Annotated in this window: 14 protein-coding genes; 8 read left to right on the top strand and 6 right to left on the bottom strand. The window is 57.3% G+C overall.

Going from position 1 to position 13,063, the window contains the following annotated elements:
• Positions 1-82: 82 nt before the first annotated feature.
• The 3 genes from KHP60_RS14315 to KHP60_RS14305 all read left to right on the top strand — a co-directional run bounded on the left by KHP60_RS14315 (position 83) and on the right by KHP60_RS14305 (position 4,263).
• On the top strand, positions 83-655 hold the full coding sequence (locus tag KHP60_RS14315) for a transcriptional regulator (RefSeq protein ID WP_213564996.1): 573 nt from the start codon (positions 83-85) through the stop codon (positions 653-655).
• Between the two features lie 1,026 nt (positions 656-1,681).
• Complete coding sequence (locus KHP60_RS14310; RefSeq protein ID WP_213564995.1) at positions 1,682-2,413, top strand: TerC family protein; 732 nt, start codon at positions 1,682-1,684, stop codon at positions 2,411-2,413.
• Between the two features lie 335 nt (positions 2,414-2,748).
• Entirely contained in the window at positions 2,749-4,263 is a 1,515-nt protein-coding gene (locus tag KHP60_RS14305) for a sensor domain-containing diguanylate cyclase (protein ID WP_213564994.1), read from the top strand.
• 680 nt (positions 4,264-4,943) lie between these two features.
• On the opposite strand, the gene KHP60_RS14300 is transcribed toward KHP60_RS14305, so the two are convergent.
• Positions 4,944-5,156, bottom strand: coding sequence for a hypothetical protein (locus KHP60_RS14300; RefSeq protein WP_213564993.1), 213 nt, complete (start codon positions 5,154-5,156; stop codon positions 4,944-4,946).
• A gap of 361 nt (positions 5,157-5,517) precedes the next feature.
• On the opposite strand from KHP60_RS14300, the gene KHP60_RS14295 reads away from it, so the two are divergent.
• From KHP60_RS14295 to KHP60_RS14285, 3 genes are all read left to right on the top strand, one after another.
• Positions 5,518-6,219, top strand: coding sequence for a PRC-barrel domain-containing protein (locus tag KHP60_RS14295; protein ID WP_249688783.1), 702 nt, complete (start codon positions 5,518-5,520; stop codon positions 6,217-6,219).
• Positions 6,220-6,533: 314 nt separating this feature from the next.
• Positions 6,534-6,962 (top strand): SgcJ/EcaC family oxidoreductase, encoded by a 429-nt coding sequence (locus tag KHP60_RS14290; RefSeq protein ID WP_213564992.1) that lies wholly within the window; start codon positions 6,534-6,536, stop codon positions 6,960-6,962.
• 134 nt (positions 6,963-7,096) lie between these two features.
• Positions 7,097-8,869 carry an adenylate/guanylate cyclase domain-containing protein gene (locus tag KHP60_RS14285; RefSeq protein WP_213564991.1) on the top strand — a complete coding sequence of 591 codons (1,773 nt, stop codon included), beginning with the start codon at positions 7,097-7,099 and terminating at the stop codon, positions 8,867-8,869.
• A 20-nt stretch (positions 8,870-8,889) separates the two neighbouring features.
• Here the strand turns inward: KHP60_RS14285 and KHP60_RS14280 are convergent, their stop codons facing one another.
• Complete coding sequence (locus KHP60_RS14280) at positions 8,890-9,237, bottom strand: hypothetical protein (protein ID WP_213564990.1); 348 nt, start codon at positions 9,235-9,237, stop codon at positions 8,890-8,892.
• Between the two features lie 324 nt (positions 9,238-9,561).
• Between KHP60_RS14280 and KHP60_RS14275 the strand changes: the two genes are divergently transcribed.
• Complete coding sequence (locus KHP60_RS14275) at positions 9,562-9,798, top strand: hypothetical protein (protein ID WP_213564989.1); 237 nt, start codon at positions 9,562-9,564, stop codon at positions 9,796-9,798.
• A 13-nt stretch (positions 9,799-9,811) separates the two neighbouring features.
• Here KHP60_RS14275 and KHP60_RS14270 read toward each other — a convergent pair whose 3' ends face one another.
• Positions 9,812-10,204 (bottom strand): RidA family protein, encoded by a 393-nt coding sequence (locus KHP60_RS14270; protein ID WP_213564988.1) that lies wholly within the window; start codon positions 10,202-10,204, stop codon positions 9,812-9,814.
• Positions 10,205-10,346: 142 nt separating this feature from the next.
• Between KHP60_RS14270 and KHP60_RS14265 the strand changes: the two genes are divergently transcribed.
• Positions 10,347-10,637, top strand: coding sequence for a DUF1330 domain-containing protein (locus tag KHP60_RS14265; RefSeq protein WP_213564987.1), 291 nt, complete (start codon positions 10,347-10,349; stop codon positions 10,635-10,637).
• Positions 10,638-10,677: 40 nt separating this feature from the next.
• On the opposite strand, the gene KHP60_RS14260 is transcribed toward KHP60_RS14265, so the two are convergent.
• From KHP60_RS14260 to KHP60_RS14250, 3 genes are all read right to left on the bottom strand, one after another.
• Positions 10,678-11,157, bottom strand: coding sequence for a hypothetical protein (locus KHP60_RS14260; RefSeq protein WP_213564986.1), 480 nt, complete (start codon positions 11,155-11,157; stop codon positions 10,678-10,680).
• Between the two features lies 1 nt (position 11,158).
• Complete coding sequence (locus KHP60_RS14255; protein WP_213564985.1) at positions 11,159-11,932, bottom strand: response regulator transcription factor; 774 nt, start codon at positions 11,930-11,932, stop codon at positions 11,159-11,161.
• A 359-nt stretch (positions 11,933-12,291) separates the two neighbouring features.
• Positions 12,292-12,594: a hypothetical protein gene (locus KHP60_RS14250; RefSeq protein ID WP_213564984.1), complete on the bottom strand. Its 303-nt coding sequence runs from the start codon at positions 12,592-12,594 to the stop codon at positions 12,292-12,294.
• Between the last annotated feature and the right edge of the window lie 469 nt (positions 12,595-13,063).

Below are 13,063 nucleotides of genomic sequence, written 5' to 3'. Positions count from 1 at the left end.
TGGAGGATGGTCCTGTACCTTTTTGGATCGTGACACCGTCTATCCGTGGTCTGCAGCGCCGACATGTGTGAGTTGATCCGCGATGACTTGCCTGACGAATATCGTGTTCCTCGATTTTGAGGCGTCTTCCCTTGGCAAACAGAGCTATCCCATTGAGGTCGCCTGGGCCTTTGCCAGTGGCGAGGAGGAGAGCCATCTCATCAGACCCGCCGAGTCTTGGACTGACTGGGATGCCAAAGCGGGGAGAATTCATGGCATTTCCAGAGAGCAGTTGAAATCGGAAGGAAGGTCGCTCGAAGATGTCGCTCAACGAATGGTGTCGGTTCTGACGGGGCGCTCCCTTTACGCGACAGCCCCATCATGGGATGGAAAGTGGCTGAGCAAGCTCCTGCGGGCGGCAGGATTACCACGGCATGCCCTGCGTCTTGAGGACACTGAAATGGCTCATAAGCGAGTAATGCGTGACGTGCTGCGAACTGCTCAAGTCCCGGCTGATCTTCATCGCACGCTCATGCAGGATATTCTCGCGCAGGCGCAACGCAGCGATGATGAACTGGGTGCTACTGCACATCGCGCCCTTGCTGATGCACAGCGGGAGCGACGTCTTTGGTTCGATATACGTCGTCGTGCGGAAGAGGTTGCAGGGCAATTTTAACAGGTTGCTACTGAACTTATCCAAACTATTAGCCAGCACGCCAATTGATGCCTGTGTTGAACCCGTTCGGGTTAGGCCGCATAGCTTTCCGCTAAAACCCGAATCGACAGATCAGTAGCCGTCCGGCAGTCCCGATGCGATATCCTGATCGGGACGTGTCAGAACGTCGATGCGACGACCGTCCGGGAGTTGAATGGTTCGCAACCTCATAACCTGAAGTCCTGCGTCCAAGCCCTCCTGCATGGATCCGTAGCGTGTGACCCGCGCGCGACGCTCAAACGCACGACGGGATTCTGCCTGAGACACCTGCGTCCTGGTTACACGCCGGCGCGCGACTTGCCCATCCTGTCTCTGGCTGCGGCGCGATGAGGTGGCCTGCTGTGAGCGAGCGCGTGCCTTCCGTACAGTCGCTGCCTTTTGCTTGGCTTGGCTCTCGGCTGCAGTCTTGCGCGGCGAAGCCGCAACGGTCGGCGGAGATGCCGCGCTTGCAGCAGATTCGGTGGGTGATGGAGAGGGAGGGGTCGCAGAGTTGGGAAGCGCAGCTTGGGGAGGCGTCGCGGGAGGCGACGGCGGCGTTGACACTGGCGCCTGCGTCCTGGTTTCCGCCTCAGACGGAGGGTCGACCCATGGCCGCTCAGCTTGGGCAAGAGCCGTCAATGGTCCTCCCAGCATTCCCACAAGCGAGGCAGTCACTAGCCACCGTCCTGAAATTCCTGCCATGACATGCCTCCAGATCATTCCATGAGAGAACGCTTGTCCTGCCGCGGGCGGTTCCACAGCGCTGACGCCGCACGCAGCACAGGATCCAAGGCTCTGATACCAAACTTTATTTCGCCCGGCTCACAGGGAAGCGACGCCAACGCTCATCCTTGGATCAAGTGGGCACAGGAACTCCCACTTCAACGCTCCCGACATCGAGATCATCCGATTGTGAAATCGGCAAAGTGCAGCGGAATCCCCGGCCCAACCCCTTGCGCAAGCTCGACAATAACCGAAATAAGGGCATGATACGACAGCAAGGGCTTCATGGACTATATTTTTGCATTGGCCGCGGATCCGGCAGCTTGGGCTGCCTTGGCGACGCTTATGGTCATGGAGGTCGTGCTAGGGATCGACAACCTCATCTTCATCTCGATCCTGACCAACAAGCTGCCTGCCGATCAGCAGACAACAGCCCGGCGCATCGGCATCGGCCTCGCCCTTGTTCTCCGCCTGGGCCTGCTTGGAACCATCGCGATCATCGTCCAGCTCACGGAGCCTCTCTTCACAGCCTTCGGCCACGGTTTCTCCTGGCGGGACCTGATCCTGGTTGCCGGCGGTCTGTTCCTCGTCTGGAAGGCCACCAAGGAGATCCATCACAATGTGGATCCCGATCCCGGACCTGACCTCTTCGAAGGTGCAAAGGTTCAGATGAGCTTCTCCTCAGCGATCGTGCAGATCCTGCTCTTGGATCTCGTCTTTTCCATCGACAGCATCATTACCGCCGTCGGCATGACAGATCATGTACCGATCATGGTCGTCGCCGTCGTCGCCGCCGTGACTGTCATGCTGCTGGCCGCCGACCCCCTCGCCCGCTTCATCCAGGCCAATCCGACCGTAGTTATGCTCGCCCTGGGCTTCCTGCTCATGATCGGCATGGTGCTGATTGCAGAGGGCTTCGGAGCTCACGTCCCGAAGGGCTACATCTACGCGGCGATGGCTTTCTCGGCCTTGATCGAGGCATTAAACATGCTCTCGCGGCGCGCCCGGAAGCCATGACAAGCGACAAGAATGATCAGACGCGGTCGAGTCCCTAGTCGACTGCGTCCGATGTTTCTTGGTCAATCAGAGCGGCTCAACCACGCGGCGACCAATCCACTTGGGACCGATCCCCGAGAGTTTCGAAAAGGGCCGCATGATCCTCGAACTTGACCAATGCCGATCACTCAAAGAACTATCCGTAACAATATCCTAGGAAAATGCTCAATTGTGAAGCTCATTGGTCGAACTCGACAGGCAAACATCCTATTCAATAGTCTCACCCATAGCACGGTTGTAACAATCTATTAGGATCGCCTATAGAATATATTCTGTAGTGAGTTGTGCAGCCTCAAATGAAACGTCTGTTCTCAGAAGTCTACTTACACCTGATTGCAGGCGTGATCGCCCTGGGCATTCTCGGGATCTCAGCACACACGTTGTGGATGGATCGCCAGAACACATGGCAGGAGGCCGAAAAGTCCTCGCGGAATGTGCTCACCACCATCGCCCGTGACCTCGACGGAAAACTCGAACGTTTGGATCTCTCGCTGAAGGGGGCGATGGAGGGGCTGAGATATCTCAGCGTTCAACAGCTTCCTCCCGACCTTCAATACCGGATGCTCTTTGACCGTGCAGTTTCGGCCTCCTTTCTGGGAGCGTTGCTGCTCGTGGACGAGGCCGGCAATCTCATCGCCGATGCCGGGCCTGTCATCGCCTCGCGGTCTCTCAATGTTGCCGATCGCGAATACTTCATTGCTCACAAGCAGAACAATCACATCGGCCTGTATGTCAGCCGTCCCTTTGCGAGCAGAACGCGGCACGGCGACCTCAGCATCGGAATCAGCCGCAGGCTTTTGGATCCAGCTGGACGCTTTGCAGGCGTCGTCATGGGATCAGTGCCCCTGACGACCATCAATCAATTGTTCGACAATCTAAGTCTTGGTCAGCACGGAGCAATCAATCTCTTCCGTAACGACGGCGTCCTGCTGACACGCTACCCATATGACGAGAGCCAGATCGATCAGGATCTGGGTAGCTCTCCGCATGTGCAGCGGCTCCTGCAGGGGCAATCCGGGACGTTCGACTCAGTCTCACCCATCGACGGCGTTCGACGAATCATCTCCTTCGAGCGGTTCGACAAGTATCCTCTCGTTCTCACTGTTGCGCTCTCCGTCGACGAGATCTTCTCCGCTTGGCAGCGAAAGGCTCTCGTTCTAAGTCTCGCGACATTGATCCTGTGCTGTGCGGTCGTCGGACTGACGATCCTGTTTCAGCGTGAATTGAGACGCCGCACGAGGGCGGAGACCAAGCTCCGGCGCATCGCGCGCACCGATGATCTGACGGGCCTGCCGAACCGGCGGGCTTTCCGCGAAACCTTCGAACGGGAGTGGCGTCAGGCCATTCGTTCCGGTTCGGTGCTGTCACTGCTTTTTGTCGATGCCGACTACTTCAAGAGCTTCAACGATCGTTATGGACACGGACGAGGCGATGAGGTCCTTTGCGCGATCGCCAGTACGCTCGACACGAATATCCGCCGCCCGCGTGATATTGCAGCCCGTTATGGCGGCGAGGAGTTTGCCGTCGTATTACCGGAGACGGATCTTGCCGGCGCCCAGCTGATTGCCGAGAACATTCGCCAGACCATCGTCGGCATGGGAATCGCGCATGAAGGCAGCCCCTATCATGTGGTAACGGCTAGCATCGGGGTTGCTTCAGTCCAGCCGTCTCGCGGAAGTGAACGCTCCGCTGTCCTCGAAGCTGCAGACCGAGCGCTCTACCGAGCCAAGGCGGCAGGTCGAAACTGCGTTTGCAATCCCGAGGACGGCATCGGACCGGGTCAGCGACGACTCCCGCATGCGGCAGCCTGATCGGCGACTTCAAAAGATCTGGATACATGGGCTCGCATGGGAGAGACGAAGCCCCTCTTCAGCAGTTTGGCTGTTCCAGAGGAGACCACTCTCGCAAAGCCCTCGGGAAGAGCAGAGTTACGATCGCAGCATGACAGGAGCGCTGCTTGGCCCAAGCCCAAGCTCCCTGCAGACAGTTCGTACAATTTTGTCTTGGAAGTTTGGTAGCGGAGGTCCGATACAGCCTTTCCCCCATGATGGCTACCCCCTGATCTCCTTCAGATCAGACGAGAGTGCTGAAGACACCTAAGCCCAACACTCGATTGTTGATCTAATGCTACAACGAGTCATGCATCTACCGCACGACACCCGCCATGAAAAAGGGCAGCTATGCTGCCCATTTGAGCTTGCCCACGGTTCAGGCAAGAACTATATTTTGCAATGCAGCACGGCGATTGGCGTCGCAGTGTTGCTGCCCTTCTTGGGCGTTTCCTCCCTAAACTTCGGGCCGCTTTTTAGCGGCCTTTTTTCTTGGGTGTTCTCGTTTAGTAACACTCTCAAGGACGGGGCAAGGTGTTCAGCCCGAGGGAGCATTCATTTGCGACTAAAGTATACGCTGCTGCGGACCAGCAGTGTTTGACCAGCGGCCACCCTCCCCCGGTCTTGAGACACTCAAAAAATTTAAGATCGATAAGCCTTGTTCAGGTCGGGTGCCCCTCCGTATCGTCGATCTCTGGCGACTGCTCCACTGGTATCTGCTGATCCGGCACCTTCGCACTCTCGGTTGCGTTGAGCTTCCCATGCTCATGGGCTGGGTTGCCGGTGCCACCTTCGTTCACACCGCTGCGTCGGCTGCTGTTGACACTCAGATTTTCGAGACCCGTGTCCTGGTTAGGCTGCTTTACACCCGTCATGATCACCTCCGAGGGCATACCATCCTTCAGGTGAACGGTGATCGCAGTGCTCGGTTGCCCGATTTTATCCCGTCACCGCATGTCTGATCCGAGCAGCGGCTTCTATGGGTTCAATGCCATCGGTGTACCAGTCCAAAAGCGCGAGATAGAGAGTGCTTTGCAGCAATTTGTGGTGCTCGGAGGGAAGGTGCTCCTCGACAGCCGTCAGGTATTGCGAGAAGGGCTTTAGCATCAGACCAGCCTCCGTTGATGTTCATCGCTCTGAGACACTGCCCTTCCAGGTAGAGCATCAATGAAGCAGCATTTTGGCTTTCACCTTCTGCACGAACTTTAAGCTTGTTCCACATGCTGTGACGGTTAGATGCTGATGTCGTTCAGCCCAACACTGTCGCTGTCTTGTGCCTGGGCCTCTCAAGCGCAGCGTTTGCTGTTTCTGGAGGGTGAAATGCGTCCCCACCATCTCCTGATGCCCTTCCTTGGGGTAGTCCTGATTACGGCCCCAGCCTTGGCACAAACAGGACAGGTTGCACCCCCTTCACCGCAGTCCAGTGCAGGTGGATGGATTATCAAGTTACACCCGGATCAGTGGCGAGCTTCTGATCTGGAGGGACTGCATGTCTACAGCAGCAACAACGGCGACAAAATCGGCGATATCAGCGAACTGATCTTCGATAGCAGCGGCAAAGTACAAGCGGTGGTGATCGGAGTGGGTGGCTATCTGGGGATTGGCGAGCGCGGCATAGCGGTGCCGTTCGAGGAGATCAGGTTCGAGACCCAGCCACGTGGCGCTGCCACCGGCACAACAACAGGCGAGGCCCGACTGGCGGGAACCAGCCCTGGCGGCGGTACCGTCGCCTCACCGGCGGCAACAGGAACAGCGGCAGTGCCAGCAGGAAGCAGTCCTGCCGCACCCAACACACCGGCCCCTGGCGCACCAGGAACTTCAGGACTGGGGCAAGTGGCTCCTGCCGGGAGTCGCTCCACCCCTGATCATGCCGTTTTCATAATGAGTGTCACCAAGGATGAGTTGCGAACGGCTCCCGAGTTCAGAACCACCCGCTGAGGATTGCTCCAGACAATGAGGCGTCGCAGCTAACCGTGACGGTTGGCGTATCGCCGCTTCTTGGTGAGGTTCCTCTGCCCTTCGAGCACCTTGGCTGGGGCAATCATCTCCCGATAGCGCTTGGTGTGCTTCTTGAACGAGGGTCTCGCGCGAGATTTACCAGCCATTGACTTCGCCCCTTTCAGTTGATGCCGCATGGAACCACACTGAGCCGTAAGGGAACACCTCATCCTGAATAGGTACATGCACTCGGGTGGCAGGCGGCTCCAGCAGTGTTAGGTTGATCGCGCAAGTGAATGGGAGGGAGAAAGGCCGTGCGGATTCTTACCTTAGTGACAGCCATTTGCCTGAGTGGTTCGGCTCCCGCCATGGCGCAGGACAAGGCAACCATCCAGAGCCTGAGCGACAAGTTTGCCCAAGCCTTCAATGCGGGTGATGCAGCAGGAGTTGCCACCCTTTACACCGACGAGGCCGTCATCCTGCCGCCTGGGGCCGAGATGATGAAGGGCAGGACTGCCATTCAGGCGTTCTGGAAGGGCGCTGCCGAGCAGCTTGGCAATGGCAAGCTGACAACCGTTGAAGTGAAGTCACTCGGCCCTGAAGCAGCCCAGGAGATTGGCACTTTCTCGTTCCGCACGAAGGGGTCACAACCTCAGGAGATTTCTGGCAAGTATGTGGTGATCTGGGAGAAGGTCGGGAGTGATTGGAAACTCGCCACCGATATCTGGAACACAAACAAGTAGCTTAGATGACCGCTCTCCCACTTCCAACAGAAGCTTAGCAGCGTAGCTGTTGGATCACTTCTTATCATGTGTGGAGGCTGGACACCTCACCCGCCCAGCAGCACAATTCCCTCTGAAAATGCGCCGAGGGTCCCATGGATCGGCAGGAGCATAAGGTCGAACGGCGGCTCGCAGCTATCTTCGCGGCTGACGTGGCGGGCTACTCGCGCCTGATGGAGCGGGACGAAGTCGGCACACTCCAGACCCTTAGTTCTCGTCGCAAAATCATGGACCGCCTTATTGCTCATCATCGCGGGAGGATTGCCAACACGGCGGGTGACAGCGTTTTGGCCGAGTTCCCTAGCGTAGTGGATGCCGTTCAGTGTGCCGTGGCGGTGCAGGAAGCCCTCGCGTATGCCAACCAAGACGCTCGTGTAGAACGCCGTCTTGTTTTCCGGATCGGAATACATGTCGGCGACGTGATGGTCCAGGGATGCGACCTGCTTGGAGACGGTGTAAATATCGCCGCGCGACTCCAAAGCATTGCTGATCCGGGTGGCATCTGCATTTCGGAATCCGCCTATGGCTATGTGCGAAAGGTCGTTCCGGTCGGCTTTACCGAACTTGGACCACAGAAGGTCAAGAACATCGAGGAGCCCATTCGGGCTTTTGCGGTTACCCTAACCAAGGTCGCTCCACCCAGCACCCAGGCTACGCCTGCCAAGGCGCTTTCCCCTCCCGATAAGCCATCCATTGCCGTCCTTCCCTTTACGAACATGAATGGAGACCCAGAACAGGATCACTTTGCTGAAGGGATTACAGAGGACATCATTACGGAGCTTTCGCGGATCAGCGCGTTTTTCATCATCGCTCGAAACTCCACCTTCACCTACAAGGGCACCAATCCCGATGTGAGACAGGTCGGTCGCGAACTGGGCGTCCAATACGTCGTCGAAGGCAGCGTAAGGAGGTCTGGCGAACGGGTCCGCGTCAACGTTCATCTTCTGGAGGCGAGCACAGGCAATCACATCTGGGGTGACCGCTACGACCGCCCTCTGGCGGACCTCTTCGATGTCCAGGACGACATCACACGCAGCATCGTCGCATCGACCCAAACACAGGTGGTTCTCAACGAGGGGCTCATAGCAGAGCGGCACGAGCACCCTGACTTTCACACCTGGGATATGGCGAAACGTGGATGGAGGAACATCTATCAGTTGAGCCGCGAGAGCCTGGAAAGGGCTCGTGAGATTGGGCTTGCCATCAAGCGCCATGACCCCGCCAGCCCCAAGGGACCACAGATCGTCGCCACTGCAACCTACCACCTCGTCTATATGGGATTTGCCTCCGACCCGGATGCAATGCGGCAAGAGGCCATTGCTGAAGCTCGTGAAGCGATGCGGCTTGATGACCGTGACGAGTACACCCAGTGGACCTACGGAAACGTGCTGATGGGACTGCTCGGACGGCGTGAGGACGCGATCTCTGCCTATGAGCAAGCCTTAGAGATCAACCCGAACTTCTCTCTCGCCTATGGCAGTTTGGGGACTACTCTGGCTTGGCAGGGTCGATCTGATGAGAGCATCCGTACCGTGGAGATTGCCATTCGGCTCAATCCACGCGATCCCAGCATCTTCTTCCGCTATACCGCGCTGGCTGTCGCCTACTACTCCAAGCAGGACTACCAGAGCGCTCGTGACTGGGCGCAACATAGTGTTGCTCGACGGGCGAATTGGTGGATTGGGTGGGCTCTCCTCGCTGCCAGCCATGCCCAACTCAAGGATATCGCAGCGGCCCAAGCTGCCCTTTCAGGATTGCTGGAGGTGCTCCCTAACCGAAGGATCAGCACACTGCCATTTCCACCGCTCGGAGAGGAGCAGATTACCCATCTTCGAGAAGGTCTGAAGATGGCTGGCCTCCCAGAGTGACGGGATTTTCGCCCTGTTCCTCACACCTCTACATTTTGTGCTTCAGCCGCCGTCCACAGCCCTAAGATCGTATCGGGATCAGAGAGGGTGTAAAGTTGTTCCAGGGTCATCCCGATAGAGAGGCCGTACTGGAGCATCCTCGTCCGGTCGGCTTCGAACGTATCTTGGTCGGCCCATTCGGGCACCGCATCAACTAACGCGTTCATCATCCGCCAAACCCTATGTGAGCGGGATGGGCCGAATGCTGGCTCAGCGGGAACGGCAGGAGGCAGAGCAGCCGTTCGAGAGTGCGATTCGACAAAATGGTCGATAGCTGAGGAGCCGCTGTCGCTGTGTTCCAATACCAGTTCCAGACGATGTTGATCCATCTTCGCTCTCGTTCGCCGGATCGGCTGCACTGGAGTCATCGCCGAATCCCGTTAACAAGAGATGAGGTCACGTCGGGCTCAGCGCTGCGCATATGCTTCAGGAGCGAGAAGTGCGGGGGTGGCACTGGAGGCATGAGCCGTCGCCGTCTACAACAAAGTTACTTCATAACTCAGACCGCCGTATAGATTGAGGGCTCAGGTGGGGCTGTGAGCGACAGCGACTCCAGGAAGGCGCTTAACCTTCACGGTGCAATCAAGATGAGAATATGGCTGCTGAAGATGGCCTGAGGTTGGGCTCGTTGCCCCACCAAGGCGAAGGCTGAGATGCTCGATCTCGGACGCCGTCATGGGCTTTTCATGCGCGGCTATCATTTCCGCGAGGTCCTCCGGAAGGGCATCAACTTGCTCCTGGAGCAGGAGAAGGGCGGCACGGATGGTACTCAACTCCCGTTCGTCAACGACAAAGGTGAGCTTTTTCATGGGATAGGATCGGCCTCTGAGCTTATCCTTTCAGGCTACTGGTGGATGCGGCGGAAACAAGGCAACTGCGTGAACGGATGATCAGCATGGTGATCTAAGCGACGGCGACGCATTCGATCTCGATGTCGAATTCCATCGGCCATGAGGCCACCGGCACAAAGGTGCGGGAGGGCGGGTTCTCCGGAAAGAAGCGAGCATAGACCCGATTGATCGTTTGATAGAACCCCGCATTGCTCGCGTAGACGCGCACCATCACCACCTTATCGAGCGAGGTGCCAGCGCTCTCCAGGCAGTGCTGAACTGCTCTGAGCGAGGCTTCGGTCTGAGCCTCGATATCGCCTCGGATGAACTTGCCCGTTTCCAGGTCGAAGGGTGGCGTCCCGGACACGAAGACAAAGCCATTGGCCTTTGTCACCAGTGAGAGAGGAACTCCGACATCGCGGACGCCCTGTGAGAGAACAGGCACTTCGATGATCTCTTTGGACATGGCCAGCACCCTTTCCAGACGCTTCACTCTGACTGACAAGGTGGAGTCGTCCCAAGAACTCTTGCGGATAGAAGGCTCGCCTTTTCCTCGACGGAACCGGTTTCAGCATTGAGAATGGCAGTACCGGAATGGAGAACAGGCTATGTCTGCCGCCTACCTGATCGTGCAGATCAAGATCACCCGTGAGGAGGGTTGGCCTGAATACCGCCAGAAGGTGGCTGAACTGTTCGCTCAACACGGCGGACGCTATCTCGTCCGGGGCGGTCCAGTCGAGGTCTTGGAGGGCTCCTATGACGGGCGACGACTCGTGGTATTCGAGTTCCCGTCTATGGAGGCGATCCGATCCGTCTGGCACTCACCAGAGTATGCGGAAGTGAAGAAACTGCGCGAGGGCGCAGGCGAACTGGATGTCTGGGCTGTACCTGGAGTTTGACATTCACGGAGTCCCTTCCACGCAAAGCCTGCCTCAATCATCATTCTTTCCGTCCAAACAGGGTAGCGATCAGGCCAGAACGTGCTGGGGCAGGCTGACGGTCAATCTCAACCTGAGTTGGTTCGGACGCAGCGTCGGCTTCAGGGATTTGTTCGACCTCAGTCCATGCGCGGGTCTCCGCGTTAATCGGGGGCGGATCGTTGGCTTCTTGCTTGGTCTCTTCCCATAGGTCCATCAACGTTAGATCGAGCGAAGGTTCTGGCTCCGCATCGGGTGCGGCGGACAAGACCTCGATCCTGCCAGGGAAATCATTCCGGCACTCATACTCGACGTAATCGTGGAAGTCGGGCCTAATCCGGTGCGGCTGGTCGAGAAGGACCTCACTTTTGACTTCAAGCACGAAGAAGCGTCCTTCCGGCGTGGTCACATCCACCCGCCTGACCACCCCCTCAGAGAAACTCTTCCATGGACCGGCGGGATGGAGGTGAACGCGGACCTCATCTCCCACCGCGATCTTCACCTCAGCCGCCTCGGGCACTCATAGGCGCTTCACCTTGATGCGGCAGGCGCTGAGACGCCCACATAGCCGCCTGGGTGCGATTAGCGGCCCCGACCTTGCGCAGGATAGCTTTAACATGGACTTTTATCGTGGCTTCCGTGATGTCGAGCTTGCGCGCAATGACCTTGTTCGGCTCCCCTTGCGTCAAGCATCCCAGGATTTCCTTTTCTCGCGCCGAGAGTTTGCAAGCATTCAGGTCAGACAGCTTCGGCTCTGCCCTGCTGCCCTGGAGCGGCTGCTCCCGGTTCTGGGAAGCCCCGCCCAGGAGGGAACGCACAACCTCGAAGGGCAAGACAGTCTCCCCGAGCATCACCAGTTCAAGCGACTTGATCAGAACGTCGGAGGCACTCGCGGCTAAGCAAAAGCCGTTCGCCCCTGCCTCATGTATGGACCGCACAACGCTGAGATCGAACTGATCCGCCAGAGCTACGATCCGCGCCTGCTGGAAATGTTCTCTGGCCTGCTTGATCACCTCCAGCACACGACCGCTGCTCTGACTGGCATCGACGATGACCAGGGCAGGCGTCGAAGCTGCTGGCTGGAGCCGTCCTGGCCCAGTGGCAGACGCCGCCTCGACAAGCGCAAACGACGTTCCCCGGAGGATGGTTTGAAGCCCTGAGCGTAAGAGGAGGTTGTCACAGATGAGCGCCGTTGGGACTGCTTTGGTATGAATGGTGGACGACGTGTTTGTGTCCGACGAGCGATCATGTACAAGCGTCAGCGTGTGCGCGGTCATGCGTACCCCCTGCTTAATTTCTTCTGTTAAGAGAAAATTAACAGGTTGAGAGGGCTTCGTCTGTCGGATTCCAGACAGTGGTCCCGTTAGAAGGACTATCCCGACCGTGGCATGCAGTCACATCTCCGTGATCACGGGCATAAAGCCGAAATGTCTTACGACGGGCGAGTATTGGCCGATCACCTCCGAGGCAAAAGATACAAAGGAACACACTTCAACGTTCGTGAGGCTCTCTGTCGCTCCTTCTAAGCTTCAGCCAATGATGCCAAGGGACACCCAAAACAAGAAAAAGCGCCCATTGAGGGCGCTTGAGGTCCCGGTCCGTAGGACCAGATGAGCCGGTGAAACTATAAAACTGATTAGCCTGCTGCCTGAAGGTCATCCGACACGGCTGATGAAAGGTGCTTCGAGAGTTCGGCAATAAGCATCACGTAGGGCTGACGCCGCTCGCGGTGCCTTCGCCGAAGATTCTCCACGATCTGCCTCTTCAGCATGGGATCGGTTCGACTGCGCTCCAGGCGCTGCATCTCATGCTGATGCTCGAAGTCGAGATTGGACAAGGTGCGCGATGTGTTCTGCAACAATGCAGGCAGATCGAAGGTTCGCTCAGCGCCCACGACCAGCCGAGTGAACACAGAGGAGACGTGCTGTTGGTTCTGCATTGCGGCCTCCAAACGAGTCGTGCTGAGCCGCACCATTGTTCAGGTGCTTAAGCTCAGCACGTGCCCGTTCTCAAGAAACGGTTCATCCCTAAACTGTCTCACTTCAGCAGACATGGTCATGCCACGGATTCCAACCACCTCTGTATGAGAATTCAGGCGGCGTCGGGCTGCGTTGATCAGATGTTTGCTGAAGGCGCGCTGGGAAATACTGGAAGAAACCCCTTTCGTCTGTCTGAAACCCGACAAAGATGATAACTATTTCGTATAGGTCAGCTTGCCGCAGCGGGATTGCTCTGGCTCTGAAGTTGATCGCGGGTCAATAGCTTTGCTGTTCTAAATTTATTGATGATCAAAATCAAAGCCAAAGAAATGACCTGCGAAAGCTTTGCTTGACCAGCGGTCTGGTTGAACCTTCCATTTGCGGCACATTCTGGACACCGCATGCGTTCAGCGGCACATCTCTACCTTG

Origin of the sequence: Microvirga sp. 3-52 (genome assembly GCF_018383585.1) — a bacterium.
Lineage (GTDB): Bacteria > Pseudomonadota > Alphaproteobacteria > Rhizobiales > Beijerinckiaceae > Microvirga.
This window is presented reverse-complemented; position numbering and strand designations above follow the sequence as displayed.

Excerpts from the sequence above, each read along its gene's own strand:
- KHP60_RS14305 (WP_213564994.1), top strand. The coding sequence starts at position 2,749 with ATGAAACGTCTGTTCTCAGAAGTCTACTTACACCTGATTGCAGGCGTG.
- KHP60_RS14270 (WP_213564988.1), bottom strand. The coding sequence starts at position 10,204 with ATGTCCAAAGAGATCATCGAAGTGCCTGTTCTCTCACAGGGCGTCCGC.
- KHP60_RS14265 (WP_213564987.1), top strand. The coding sequence starts at position 10,347 with ATGTCTGCCGCCTACCTGATCGTGCAGATCAAGATCACCCGTGAGGAG.
- KHP60_RS14310 (WP_213564995.1), top strand. The coding sequence starts at position 1,682 with ATGGACTATATTTTTGCATTGGCCGCGGATCCGGCAGCTTGGGCTGCC.
- KHP60_RS14315 (WP_213564996.1), top strand. The coding sequence starts at position 83 with ATGACTTGCCTGACGAATATCGTGTTCCTCGATTTTGAGGCGTCTTCC.
- KHP60_RS14250 (WP_213564984.1), bottom strand. The coding sequence starts at position 12,594 with ATGCAGAACCAACAGCACGTCTCCTCTGTGTTCACTCGGCTGGTCGTG.
- KHP60_RS14285 (WP_213564991.1), top strand. The coding sequence starts at position 7,097 with ATGGATCGGCAGGAGCATAAGGTCGAACGGCGGCTCGCAGCTATCTTC.
- KHP60_RS14255 (WP_213564985.1), bottom strand. The coding sequence starts at position 11,932 with ATGACCGCGCACACGCTGACGCTTGTACATGATCGCTCGTCGGACACA.
- KHP60_RS14275 (WP_213564989.1), top strand. The coding sequence starts at position 9,562 with ATGCTCGATCTCGGACGCCGTCATGGGCTTTTCATGCGCGGCTATCAT.
- KHP60_RS14300 (WP_213564993.1), bottom strand. The coding sequence starts at position 5,156 with ATGACGGGTGTAAAGCAGCCTAACCAGGACACGGGTCTCGAAAATCTG.
- KHP60_RS14295 (WP_249688783.1), top strand. The coding sequence starts at position 5,518 with ATGCTGATGTCGTTCAGCCCAACACTGTCGCTGTCTTGTGCCTGGGCC.
- KHP60_RS14280 (WP_213564990.1), bottom strand. The coding sequence starts at position 9,237 with ATGGATCAACATCGTCTGGAACTGGTATTGGAACACAGCGACAGCGGC.